At 61.4% G+C, this 12,049-nt stretch carries 10 protein-coding genes; 7 read left to right on the forward strand and 3 right to left on the reverse strand.

Annotation, left to right across the window (positions count from 1 at the left end; genetic code table 11):
- Nucleotides 1–56 precede the first annotated feature (56 nt).
- The 4 genes from NP503_RS23750 (at nucleotide 57) to NP503_RS23765 (ending at nucleotide 4,517) form a co-directional block, all read left to right on the forward strand.
- Nucleotides 57–545 carry a hypothetical protein gene (locus NP503_RS23750; protein WP_127270351.1) on the forward strand — a complete coding sequence of 163 codons (489 nt, stop codon included), beginning with the start codon at nucleotides 57–59 and terminating at the stop codon, nucleotides 543–545.
- Complete coding sequence (locus tag NP503_RS23755) at nucleotides 542–2,170, forward strand: GMC family oxidoreductase (RefSeq protein ID WP_127270352.1); 1,629 nt, start codon at nucleotides 542–544, stop codon at nucleotides 2,168–2,170. The genes NP503_RS23750 and NP503_RS23755 overlap by 4 nt, the downstream gene beginning before the upstream one ends.
- Before the next feature lie 134 nt (nucleotides 2,171–2,304).
- Nucleotides 2,305–3,384, forward strand: coding sequence for a DSD1 family PLP-dependent enzyme (locus tag NP503_RS23760; protein ID WP_236383057.1), 1,080 nt, complete (start codon nucleotides 2,305–2,307; stop codon nucleotides 3,382–3,384).
- Entirely contained in the window at nucleotides 3,381–4,517 is a 1,137-nt protein-coding gene (locus NP503_RS23765; protein ID WP_127270354.1) for a pyridoxal-phosphate dependent enzyme, read from the forward strand. The genes NP503_RS23760 and NP503_RS23765 overlap by 4 nt, the downstream gene beginning before the upstream one ends.
- A 1,199-nt stretch (nucleotides 4,518–5,716) precedes the next feature.
- Here NP503_RS23765 and NP503_RS23770 read toward each other — a convergent pair.
- On the reverse strand, nucleotides 5,717–7,699 hold the full coding sequence (locus NP503_RS23770; RefSeq protein WP_127270355.1) for a BTAD domain-containing putative transcriptional regulator: 1,983 nt from the start codon (nucleotides 7,697–7,699) through the stop codon (nucleotides 5,717–5,719).
- A 151-nt stretch (nucleotides 7,700–7,850) separates the two neighbouring features.
- On the opposite strand from NP503_RS23770, the gene NP503_RS23775 reads away from it, so the two are divergent.
- The 3 genes from NP503_RS23775 (at nucleotide 7,851) to NP503_RS23785 (ending at nucleotide 10,509) form a co-directional block, all read left to right on the forward strand.
- Nucleotides 7,851–8,849, forward strand: a complete 999-nt coding sequence (locus NP503_RS23775) for a DMT family transporter (protein WP_127267725.1) — start codon at nucleotides 7,851–7,853, stop codon at nucleotides 8,847–8,849.
- Nucleotides 8,833–9,663 (forward strand): hypothetical protein, encoded by an 831-nt coding sequence (locus NP503_RS23780; protein WP_236383056.1) that lies wholly within the window; start codon nucleotides 8,833–8,835, stop codon nucleotides 9,661–9,663. The genes NP503_RS23775 and NP503_RS23780 overlap by 17 nt, the downstream gene beginning before the upstream one ends.
- A 171-nt stretch (nucleotides 9,664–9,834) precedes the next feature.
- Complete coding sequence (locus tag NP503_RS23785; RefSeq protein ID WP_372958891.1) at nucleotides 9,835–10,509, forward strand: DUF1194 domain-containing protein; 675 nt, start codon at nucleotides 9,835–9,837, stop codon at nucleotides 10,507–10,509.
- A gap of 107 nt (nucleotides 10,510–10,616) precedes the next feature.
- Here NP503_RS23785 and NP503_RS23790 read toward each other — a convergent pair whose 3' ends face one another.
- Nucleotides 10,617–10,919 (reverse strand): DUF982 domain-containing protein, encoded by a 303-nt coding sequence (locus tag NP503_RS23790; protein ID WP_127267728.1) that lies wholly within the window; start codon nucleotides 10,917–10,919, stop codon nucleotides 10,617–10,619.
- 139 nt (nucleotides 10,920–11,058) lie between these two features.
- Entirely contained in the window at nucleotides 11,059–12,045 is a 987-nt protein-coding gene (locus NP503_RS23795) for an ABC transporter ATP-binding protein (protein ID WP_127267732.1), read from the reverse strand.
- Nucleotides 12,046–12,049 lie beyond the last annotated feature (4 nt).

Genomic DNA, 12,049 nt, shown 5'->3' on the forward strand with positions numbered 1-12,049 from the left:
CGCATGCTCTTGCCGGCGAACGGAATTCGCCGCTTTCTCCACCTGAGAGAACGCGGATGATCCGCGCTCTTGTCGATGAACTGATCCCTGGCAACGAGAGTTGGCCCTCCGCGTCCGAGGCCGGCGTGCACGGCATCGTGTCGATGCGCCTCTTTGCGGATTGGAGCGACGTGCAGACTACGGCACTGGCCGATCTGCTGGGCTGGGAAAGGGGTGGCCTTTCAAGCAGCAATGGCGACACCCGCATCGCGGCCGTCAAGGTCTTCGAGCAAGCCGACGCGGAGCTTTTCGACAAGATCTACACGGCGGTGACACTCGCTTATTACGAAACGCCCTTCGTCATCGAGGCCATTCGGAACACGGGGCGTCCGTACTCCCACCGGCCCCATCTGACCGGCTACGACATGGCGCCTTTCGATTTCAACCGGGACCAGCCAGCCCATCGGCGCGGCCATTACCTGGAGACCGAAAAGGTCAGGCCCGTCGACACGTCGCCGCTCGGGCTGGACACGGTAATGACAGATCGCTGGGGATTGGAAAGATGACAACAGATCGCATCTGTGACGTATTGATAGTGGGCGCCGGCGCGACAGGATCCTTGGCAGCACTGACACTTGCAGAAGCCGGTCTCGATGTCGTCTGCCTGGAACAGGGATCCTGGGTGGAGGCGAAAGACCATCCGCATCTCCATTCCGACTGGTCGTGGCAGCGCCGGACCAACTGGAGCCCGGACGTCAACAAGCGCAGCCATCCGGACGATTTCCCCGTCAATTCGGACTCCTCGCAAATCCTGATGTGGAATGCCGTCGGCGGGTCAACCAATGTCTATGGCGCAATCTGGCCACGCTATCGTCCTTCCGATTTCCGCAAGGGCACGGAGCATGGTCTTCAGCCGGACTGGCCGATCACGTATGAGGATCTCGCCTCCTTTTACGAGCAGGCCGACAAGCTCGTCGGCGTGTCGGGCCTTGCCGGCGACCTGGCCATGCCGCCACGAGACCGCTGTCCGACCCCGCCGATGCCTGTGTCCAAGGTGGCGAAGCGCCTTGCTTCCGGTTTCGATGCGCTTGACTGGCACTGGTGGCCGGTCGAGGCTGCGGCGATCTCCGAGGATTATGACGGTCGGCCGGCCTGCAACAACTGCGGCACATGCAACGGCTGCCCACGTGGATCGATGAGCAAATATTCGCTGTCCATCTGGCCCAAGGCTCTGGATGCCGGCTGCGAACTGCGCATCAACGCCCGCGTGCTCAAGATCGAGAAGGACCCGGACGGCCGCGCGAGCGGCGCTCTTTATGTCGACCGCAAGACCGGGAAGCAACATTTCCAGGGCGCAAAACTGGTTATCGTGGCCGCGAACGGCATCGGAACGCCACGGCTCCTTCTTGCATCCGACAATCTTGCCAACGCCAATGATCAGGTCGGACGTTATCTTCTGCACCACACGCTGGTTGCCTGCGAAATGTGGGTCGACGAGCCTGTCGACGGTCATATCGGTTACGTCGCATCCCTGCTGTCGCGGCAGTTTGCCGAGACGGACGTGTCGCGCGGTTTCGTCAACGGTTTCAACTTCAATTGCATCACCTCCACGCCGTCGGCCGGAGAGCTTGCGGCAGGCTGGTTCACGCCGGCCCACGCGCCATGGGGCCGCGACCATCACCCTTGGTTCGAGCGCCACTTCGGCCATTCCATCGGCGTTTTCGCCATTGGCGACGATCTGCCCAATCCGGAAAACCGCGTGACGCTGGATCCTGTGCTGAAGGATTCCGATGGCGTGCCTGCGGCAAAGACCCGCTACGCGCCCGGCGAGAACGACAAGCGTATGATGAACTACATGCTGGATCGCCTCGAAGAGCTCGCAAAGGCCTGCGGTGCTTTCGAATATCGGCTGCATGATTATCGCGACAAGGAGGGCGTTTATCGCACACCAGCCTGGCACATGATCGGCACCTGCCGGATGGGCAGCGACCCATCGACATCCGTCGTCAACCAATGGAACCAGACCTGGGAGGTGCCAAACCTCTTCATTGTCGATGGAAGCGTGCTCACCACCGGCGGCGTCGTCAATCCGACGGCCACCATCTCGGCGCTCGCCTTGCGTGCCGCGGCCTATATTCGCGACAATTTCGAAACCCTCTCGCAGCAGACGCGATCGTCGATAGCCGCCTGACGCGGATGATGCGGGTTGTCCGTCGATCGTCTCGCATATCAGGCAAGGACGATCCCTCGCCTGCGTGGTCCTGATTGGCATCATCGCGATCGGAGAAAGACAAAATGGTCCAGCGCCCGCCTGCCGAGCCCGGAATGAGCGAAGCGGATATCGATACCCCTGCCCTCATCATCGATCTCGATGCAATGGAAGGAAATCTCGACCGTATGGCCGCATTCTGCCGTAAAGCAGGTGTGCGGTTGCGCGCTCACGCGAAAACCCACAAGTCCCCGGTCATTGCTCACTGGCAGATTGCCAGAGGGACGATCGGCCAATGCGTGCAAAAGACAGCGGAGGCCGAGGTTCTCGCCTGGGGAGGTATAGGCGACATTCTCGTTTCGAACGAGGTCGTTTCCTCCCGCAAGCTGGCGCGACTGGCCGCGCTGTCCAGAATGTCGAAAATCTCGCTCTGTGCCGATAGCGCGGCCGTGGTCGACCAGATCGAGGCAGTGGCCGAATCCTTTGCCACGCGGTTGACAGTGCTGGTCGAGATCGACGTCAGTGGCGGTCGCTGCGGCGTGGAACCTGGCGCCCCCGCAGCGGCACTGGCGGTCCGCATAGCGAGAAGCCGCCACCTGGTGTTCGGTGGCCTGCAATCCTATCACGGGCGCGCCCAGCACCTGCGCGCCGAACAGGAGCGACGCGACGCTATCGGCCAGGCCGCGACGCGAACGGCGGATACGATCGCCGCAATCAGGAAGCAGAAGCTGGACTGCGCGATCGTCGGCGGCGCAGGCACGGGAACCTTCACCCACGAAGCAGCCAGCGGCGTCTACAACGAGCTCCAGGCCGGCTCCTATGTGTTCATGGATGCCGACTATGCACGAAATCGTCCCGCTCCCGATTTCGAACAATCGCTGTTCGTGCTGAGCACCGTCATGAGTGCGGCCCGTCACGGCATCGCGGTTCTGGACTGCGGCCACAAGGGGATTGCTATCGACAGCGGACTTCCTCTCATTCACGCCAGGCAGGATATCGACTATGCCGGCGCATCCGACGAGCACGGTTCGCTCATCCTGCGTTCGGATCCCGGAAGCCTTGCCATCGGAGAAACGCTGCGTCTCGTTCCCGGCCATTGCGATCCAACGGTCGACCGCTATGACTGGTATGTCGGCATGCGCGGCAAACGGGTCGAATGCGTCTTCCCTGTCGCAGCGCGCGGAATGATGCAATGACGCTCGCGGTTCTTCCGGGGGCCGAAACCCCGTCCCGGCAACTGAGGCTGCGCTGCATCGCTTGCAATGCCACCCGGCCGCCGACCCTGGTCTACCGTTGTCCCGATTGCGGCGGCATACTGGAGGTCACGCGTCAAAAACCGGAAGGGCGCGGCTGGCTCAGAGCTGACTTCGTCGCAGATGATATTACTCTTGGAGAAGGCGGCACGCCGCTTCGAGAACTCAGATCCGATCTCCTCCACGTCGGCTTCAGAGGCCGGTTGCTCGTCAAGGACGAAACCCGCAATCCATCCGGCTCCTTCAAGGACCGCCTTGTGGCAGCGGCATTGAGCCAGGCGATCGCGCTTGGAGCGAAGGGGATCGTCAGTGCGTCGAGCGGCAACGCCGGTGCCGCTGCCGCTTGCTATGCCGCGAATGTCGGAATTCCCGCCATCATCGTCTGCCCGGATACGACGCCGCGTGGCAAGCTGGCGCAGATTCTCGCCTATGGCGCCATGCTTGAGCAAGTGCCCGGCCATTACGGAAACGCGTTTGAACATGCCAGACTACGTTGCGCCGAGACCGGCTATGCAAACCTGACGACGACCTATCTGAATCCTTATGGCGTAGATGCCTTGCGGCTGATCGGGCAGGAACTCCATGAGCAGATGGAAGGCGTCGGACCCGATTGGATCGCCATCCCGACAAGTTCCGGACCGTTGGTTAAAGGCGTCTTTCAGGGCTTCATGGATAGGGCTGGCAAAGTGCCTCGCCTGATCGCGGCGCAGTCTGACGGCTGTGCTCCGATAGCAAGGGCCTTCGAGGACGGAAAAATCGAGGTTGATAGCTGGGAGAGCCCCAAGACGATCGCTTCGGGCATTTCGGACCCGTTGCTGGGCTATCCCGAGGAAGGCAGCCTGACGCTTTCGCTTGTCCGCGCGAGCAAGGGCGTTGCTTACGCCGTCGGAGATGCGGATATTCGCGCGGCGATGATCGACTTGGCGCACAAAGCCGGTCTTTTCTGTGAACCGACGGGCGCGACCTCTCTCGCTGCTGCCCGGGATCTGTTCATAAAAGGCTCAATCGGATCGAGCGATACCGTGATCTGCATTGTGACCGGACACGGTTTCAAGGATTTCGCTGCCTGGACCTGATGGATGGGAGCGGCGTCCTAGCCCTTTGGCCGCTCCAGCGGCTGCGGCGCGAAGGTCACCACCCTGTCCGGATGCGAGGGTGACCGGGCGAACCTTTTGGCCACATAGGCCGGGCGGAAGTGCATGAGCACGGCCCTGTTCCAGCGTGTTAACGACGTCAAGAATGCTCTCCGCAAACCACGGCTTGGCCAACATCTAATGATCCCACCTCGCGTTCTATGGCGCGGTAGATTCTACAGCCAACCTTGCTGAGCAGCCCCTCGTCGCACACACGGGCCAGATAGCTGCTGGGAATTCCGATCTCAGTGAGCTCGCGCGTTCGCACTTCACCCTTATCACGGGCAAATGATGGCTCAGGCCCGCCGGCCAATTCGATGCGCTCCGCGCTCGCGGTCACGCATGCGCGTCTTGACGGAAGGTTCTGGCGTAGTTTTGAATCGGCAACTCGTAGTTGCATTTCTTTCGGCCTGGGGAGCCGTAGCGAACCAAAACGAGCCGTAGCGAACCAAAACTGCGAACGTCAAGTCCCGCCCAATGCACACCAGGCTCGATGAGGTGTTGCCGCCCTATACAAATTGCGATGGGTGAGCGCACCGATCACGCTTGTCGCACACTTGAATCATGCATTCCGACTGCTTTCATATGTGCCCACAATTCGGTGGCGGCGCGAGGCCGAAAGTACGGAAAGCTTACAGGTCCCCAGGCAAACGGGATGCTGCAGTAGACAATGAGGTTCACGGATACCCCGGCGAACATCGCATGGTAGCGGTCGAAATGGTCGGCAGGAGAGCGGCAAAAACGGTTGTCGGCGGCGGCATCGCGGGAACGAAAAGAAGAGAAGGTGAACTTTCGTGTGCGATTTTTGCACACGGGCTCCAGTAACTATCTGATATTACTTATCTATCTGCCCCATCCAGGGGCTATGGCTATCCTAAACCTTTGATAATGTTGCATCTTCATAGCTTCAATAAAGTTTGGGCACGCGTCGCGTGAACGCTATCGCCTGCCATGACAGCCCCCGCCGCAAATCGGCCGAATGCCCTGGCCGGCGCGACGGCGTGCGGCGCCGAATACCTCAATCGCAGGGTAGCTTATAGGTCGACCTGGCCGGAAATGCCAACGCGTTATCTGCTTTCGATGCCTGGGCGGAGGACGGAAGCCTCCAGCTTCGTATGCCGGTGTCTACGCCAATGATGTGGCTAGGAGCCGGGGAGGCCAGCCCTCGACAGCATCTCAAGGAACCGGGAATGGTGATGATCCTTCACATAGCGCGGCACAAAGCCAGGGCAGACATTGCTCAGATTGAGATGCGGAAGTTGTGACAGGCAATGGTGGATGGCCCGGGACGCTTCTTCGTTGTTCCCGGTGGCCGACGCGGTCGCGGCCCAATAAAGGGCGCCGCGAACGAAGCCCGGCTTTGTCCTGACCACTTTGCGGGCGGCTTCGAGCGCCCGCTGGTTGTCTCCGCCAGCGAAGAGCGCCACAACCAGGCCGTGGTGGCGCCAGAAGTCGATGACATCGTGCGTTCCGAGCCGGATTGCTTCGTTGGCCTCACGCACCGCTTCGTCGACCTGTCCGCGCAATGCAAAGAGCATCGAAATATCGCCGTGGCCAGTCGGGTAGCTCGGGTTGAGGCTGATCGCGTGGCGGCATTCGGCGATCGCCTCGTCGATACGACCGCAACTTTCGAGAGCGAACGACAAGATACATCGAGCAATTTCATCGTCCGGTACCGCCCGCACCGCCGCTTCCGCAAGCTCGACCGCACGCTCGATCACCCCTCGCTCCCGAGGCAGTGCACCAAACGCCACGCCCATGGATATTACGATCGAGAGCGTCCGCTTTGCACGGGCGTTGTCGGGACCTATCGAGAAGGCCTTCTCGGCAAGCTCTATCCCGACCAAAAGTGAGTCCCGAGTCATCTCAAAATATTTCATGAGAGCTTCGTTGACCAGCCTGCGCACTTCAGGGGTACCCGGCGGGCTTTTGTCTCGAACCTTCCAGTTGGTCAGTTGAAGTTCGAGGATCACGGCAAGAACAACAGACTGTGCGATCCTGTCCTGGAATTCGAGCGCGTTCTCGGAGTGGCCGTCGAACTTCTGGGCCCAGACGTGGTGGCCGCCGGCGGCATCGACGAGCTGGACATTCACCCTCAACCCATTGCCGGATCTCTGGACACTGCCGCTGAGCATATATCGCGCCCGGAGTATCCCTGGCGTCTTGGCTTCTTCGCCCGGGCCGCTCTTCTCGGGCGGAAGCGCGGCGAGCACGACATAGTCGGCCACTTCGGAAAGGGCCGTCGTGATGTCCTGGACAAGTCCCTTGGCGAAAAAGTCATCGCCTTGCTTTCCAGTCAGATTGACGAAGTCGGCAACGCTGATGGACGGACGCCCAAGGCGCTGGCTGGCCGGAACACCACTTGTCGACTGCACATTTGAAGCGTCATCGGCGGCAAGCAACAGAGATTGCCAAAGCGCCCGCGTTTCAGGGCCGGCTTCGACGCCGAACTCCTTCTTCAGCATGCTTCTGCAGGCTTCGTATGTCCTGATTGCCCTGTCGCGTTGCCCGCATGCGAGCAGCAATTCCATCTTGAGCCGATAGGATTCTTCCCGTGTCGGTTCCATGGTCACAATACGATCGGCCAGGATCAGCCCGGCATCGGCGTCGACGAGACGGGCCAGTTTTTCGAAGGACTCAAGCGCGCGGCCGAGCAGCCTGTCGCGTTCCGATGTGATCCAGTCATCGAACGCATTGCTTCCCAGATAAAGCCCGTCGAGGAAGGGCCCGGTGTAGTTCGCCAAGGCCTTCGCGAGGTCCTGAGCGGAACGGGCCGAGAGACCCGTTTCGAACTTCTCCACGTCGACTTGAAAGGCCTCTGGCCTCAGGGCGATCAGCTCACCGCTGGAATGGATGAGATCCACCCCTTCTCGCGCCAGATCCTGGCGCAGGACACTGAGGGCTTGCCGAAGGCTGTTGCGCGAATGTTCGCCGTCGCTGTCGCCCCATAGGAGGTCAGCCAGCCTCTCCCGCGTCGCCGCCATGCCCGGACACCGGGCCAGATAGGCGATGATTGCCGGCCCTCGTTTCCCGGTCAGCCGAAGCGGACCGGTCGTTTCATTTTCAATCCGGAAACCGCCGAAGAGTGAGATTCTATTTGCAGCGCCCCTATCCTCACTTTGCATTTGCTATCCCAGCCTGACGAAATCCTAACTCAAAACTAACGCTTCGCAACAGTCGGCCTTCGCGCTCAAGCGCTGCCGTAACGGCAGGCTGTTTAGGCTTTGCTAAATTAAAGTGACCAAGTCAACGAAAGGCTTGGTTCGAGGGGGACGCGTGTCCAGGACAAGAGCCAATTTGCTGCTGCTATTCGCAGCCGCTTTGTGGGGCTTCGGCAATGTCTCGCAAAAGATGGTGCTTGTGCATCTCGACGCGCTGAGTGCGGTGGGTCTGCGCTGCCTGATCGGCGGCCTGCTTGTGTTGCCCTTTGTCTTGATGGAGAGGCGGCTTCCGCTCGGGCCGGACTATTTTTCCAGCTTGGCCAAGGTGTGCGCGCTGTTTGCCATCTCCATCACGCTCCAGCAGCTTTGCTATCTCGGCGCCTCCGTCACCAATGCGAGCTTCCTGGTCAGCACGGCAACGGTAATGACACCGCTGGCCGCCTGGTTTCTCGTAGGCGAACGTCCGACAGCGAGTCTCACGGTCGCCGCCGGGCTGACCGTTGTTGGAGCCCTGCTGTTGTCGGATGGGATTGCCGGGTTCAGCAGTGGCGATCTCACCGCTGTCCTCTCGGCTGCCTGCTATGCGCTCTGGGCAGTCGAGCTGGGCCGGCACATGCAGGTGCATGCGCGGCCGTTCACCGCAGCCGCGACACAGTTCTTCGGCGCCGCAGCCTTCGCCCTGCCGCTCGGCGCAATGCAAGGCAATCTGTCGTTGGCCGCCGCATTCGCAGCCGGCCCGGAACTGGCGATCCTCGGCGTGTTCTCCACTGCGATTGCTTTCGGCATACAGACGGTTGCCCTCCGCTTTACGCCGGCCAGCCACGCCGCCGTGATCGTCAGCGCAGAAAGCGTTTTCGGGGCGCTGGGCGCGGCGATCTTTCTCGGCGAGCGGAGCTCGTCCGCGAGCGCATTGGGTGCCGCCATCATTCTGGGTGCGATCCTGTCCGTGGCACTGTCGAACCGAGCGCCGCAGGCACGCACGTCCTTGCGAACCGCTTCGGTTCAATCCTTCGACGGGGCCCCTGCCTTTGCAGCTGCCGCCGCAAATTGGGCAGGCGATCGTCACCCCAACAATTCAGGTCCAGTGGAGGAATGTGATGACCCTTGCCGGTGATGCGAAACCTATTCCGGCCCCGGCTGCCGCCCGACACGGGGCCAGTGGCGTCGATCAGCCAGGCGGCGGTGGCCTTGCCGATGGCGGCAGGACTTGTCGTGGGGGCGCAGTGATGGACGCGCGGACGATCCTTCTTCCTATCGCACATTTGGTATCGGCGCTTCGCGCCCGCATGAAGGGACCGGGCGGCTATTACAACAGCGGTAACGCGCTCGGCCTCATTGTCGGTCTCGCCATCCAGATTGCCACCGCGCCGGTCGGCTTGCATGAGGGAAGCAGCGTCACCATGGCGGTGATCGAATATTTCGCTGGCAGCCATGGCACTGTTGCGCTGACCTTGACCACCCTGGTCTTCTTCTGGGGCGGCGAGGCCTATCACCGGGCCTGGGCAAGGCCGGATGCTCCCGATCCTGCCCTCAACCGTCTGGGCGACTTCCTGTCGGGCCTGGGGGCGATCGGGCTCGGCATTGCCCTGTTGCTGCTCGGCGATCCATTGCTTGCGGCGACCTCCGGCCTGCTGCATGCGCTCGGCAAATTCGGCAGCACCTTCCACAGGCCCGGCACGCCAATTCCGATGTGGCCGGCCGCTTGGCCCGATCCGTTCCGCAGTGCGGTGCTCGCCAGCCGGTTGCCTGCAATGCTGGCGACGACAGTGGCCCTCGGCCGTGCTTTGCCTGAGGTCTGGTCGGGCGGCTCCTTCGCGGCCCTCGCCATGCCACTGACCTTGCTCGGCTGTTATCTCTTGTGGACCAAGGCCGATCTGCTGCTGTTCGGCGTGGGTACCAAGGCGATCCGCCAGATTTCCACATGTTGAGCCCGCTTTTTGAAACGACCGGATGTCGAGATGGAGAATGACATGTTTGGCAGTGTATATCATCAGGACGCCGGCCCCCTATCCTTTCGCGAACGGGTGCGGGCGACAGGTTGGGGCATTCTGACGTCGGCCGGTTCAATCTCGAGAGTGACAGGGATACTTGCAGTTTCGATGTTTTGGGCGATCTCTGCCCATGCCGCGAACGTTGACGTCGCTATCGTGTTCGCGGTCGATTTCTCGTCGTCGATCGATCCGAAGATCGCCGATATGCAACGCGAGGGACATGCCGCGGCACTCACCTCGCCAGAGATCATCGCCGCCATCAGCCGGAATTATGTCGGCTGCATCGGCGTTGCCTATTTTGAATGGTCGAGCCCCGGACACGCACGCGTCGTGCTGCCGTGGACAAGCATCTGCGGACTGGAAGATGCCAAAGCGGCGGCTGCGGTGATCAGCAGGAAAGGCGATACCGGCTTCATCCGCAGAGGGCGAGGCGGAACATCCGTTTCCTCGGCTATCGACATCGGCAGTCTCCTGCTCGACCAGTTTCCGGGAAAGGCGGCCAAGAAAGTCATCGATATCTCCTCCAATGGCGAGAACAACGACGGGCTTCCCGTCCAGCCGAGCAGGTCGAACGCCATAGCCAAGGGATATACGATCAATGCCATCGCCATCCCGACGGAGGATGAGAATCCCGACGAACCTCTGGCATCCTATTTTGCCAGATCGGTCATTGGCGGTTCCCAGGCCTTCGTCATGACGCCGAAGGGGCCAGACGACTACACGATGGCGCTTCGCCGCAAGCTCGTGACTGAAGTAAGCATGAACGACGAGCGTCCGCTGTGAAAGTGTGCCACGCAAGACGAACTTTCGACCCGCCAGACCGAGCGCATTGCACAACAAGACCCGCCCCGCTGCAGCGCGAGACCTTGTAGGTCCGTCAGGACAACAGCCTATCGCCGCAACGCGTGCACCCTTGCCTCGCCTTCGCCGGGCACCGGCAACGCCATGTCGTCATCGAGAAGGCGCGTGATGCGGGCAAAGCCGGTGAACGCTTTCCTTGCTTCCTCGGCCGACATCTGGCCCGACAAGGCGGCCGAGCAACAATTCAGCGCGCACTGATAAACCGGACCGCGCCGTCCCGTCGGCCACTTCCGCAAGAACATCATGGCTTCGGCAACACTATCGATTTCTTCCGCAGGGTGTCCCTGCCCGCGCGAAATCCGCACGGGCGAAAAGAAATGCAATTGATCCATCGTTTCCTCCCGGTCGACCGCAATGCGCTCGATCGAACCCCACCAAACGCGCCAACAGCCGGTTGGTTCCAGATAAAGAATGGAGTCTTTTAGAAATCTGTCAGGCGAAGGCGATCACCCGTGCGGTGGTGAGTGTCGCCTACATTGTCGGGAAGTGGCAGGCGACTTTGCGACCGGGTCGGTATTCCCGTAACTGTGGCCGCTCCGAACGGCAGCGCTCCGCCGCGATTGGGCATCGGGGATGGAAACGGCAGCCCGTTGGAGGGTTCAGAGGGCTCGGTACGTCGCCGGTGAGGATGATGCGCTTGCGCGTCCCACCCGGCGTCGTCTCCACGACGGGAACCGCCGAAATCAGCGCCTGGCTATAGGGATGGGCCGGTGCTGCAAACACGTCTTCCGCCGGCCCTTCTTCGACGATCGAGCCGAGATACATGACCGCTATGCGGGTCGACACCTGGCGCACCACCGACAGGTCGTGGGCGATGAAGATGTACGTGAGATTGAGCTTCTCCTGCAGATCGGCAAGCAGGTTGACGATTTGTGCCTGCACCGACACGTCGAGCGCGGAGACGGGTTCGTCCAGGACCACGAGGTCCGGGTTCAGGGCAATAGCCCGCGCGATGCCGACGCGCTGGCGTTGTCCGCCGGAAAATTCGTGCGGAAACCGCATGACGTGATCCGGCAGCAAGCCGACAAGGTCGAACAGTTCCGCCACGCGTTTGGTGATCTCGCTCGACGAGAGCCTGCCATGGATGCGCAGCGGCTCGGCCACCAGGTCGCCGACGCGCCGGCGCGGATTGAGCGACGCCGACGGGTCCTGGAAAACCATTTGCAGGCGGCGCCGCAGCGGCCTGAGTTCGGACAGCGACTTGGAGGTTATGTCGTTGCCTTCGAACAGAAGCTCGCCGTCCGATATGTCGTAGAGCCTCACCAGGCAACGCGCCAGCGTGGACTTGCCGCATCCGGATTCGCCGACCAGCCCGACCGTCTCGCCGCGCCACACGGTCAGGGAAACATTGTCGACCGCATGAACGGTTCGCTTGCCTTCGGCGGAGAAACGGCTGCCGATGGAAAAGCGCTTGCCCAGCGAACGCGTCTCGAGGATTGGGCGGTTCTTGTCGATCATCGGT

The sequence above is a fragment of the Mesorhizobium sp. SEMIA396 genome, from assembly GCF_024518615.1.
Classification (GTDB): Bacteria; Pseudomonadota; Alphaproteobacteria; order Rhizobiales; family Rhizobiaceae; genus Mesorhizobium.